The organism is Hyphomicrobium sp. (assembly GCF_003987855.1).
In the GTDB taxonomy this organism is placed as follows: Bacteria; Pseudomonadota; Alphaproteobacteria; order Rhizobiales; family Hyphomicrobiaceae; genus Hyphomicrobium_B.
Map to the genome: position 1 here is coordinate 25,373 of NZ_RXIZ01000019.1, position 252 is coordinate 25,624.

At 60.7% G+C, this 252-nt stretch carries 1 pseudogene; it reads right to left on the reverse strand.

What is annotated here, in order from left to right:
• Positions 1–252 (reverse strand): annotated as a pseudogene (locus tag EKK30_RS16770) (PQQ-dependent dehydrogenase, methanol/ethanol family); the annotation flags it as partial.

A 252-nucleotide genomic window follows, 5' to 3' on the forward strand; every position in this document is an offset into this window, starting at 1 on the left:
GAGTTCTTGCCGACTGGCTTGCCGAGCGAGATCGTCTTTTCCGGATCGACGAGGATGTCGGAGTCCGGGCCCATCGAGTAGGCGCGCCAGATCTTCTTGCCGCTGTTGATGTCGTAGGCAGTGACGTGGCAGCGAACGCCGAACTCGGCGCCGGAGATACCGACGATCACCTTATCCTTCGTGACAAGCGGAGCACCCGTGCCCGTTTCGCCCTTCTTCGGATCGCCGTCGACGACCTTCCACAGTTCCTTA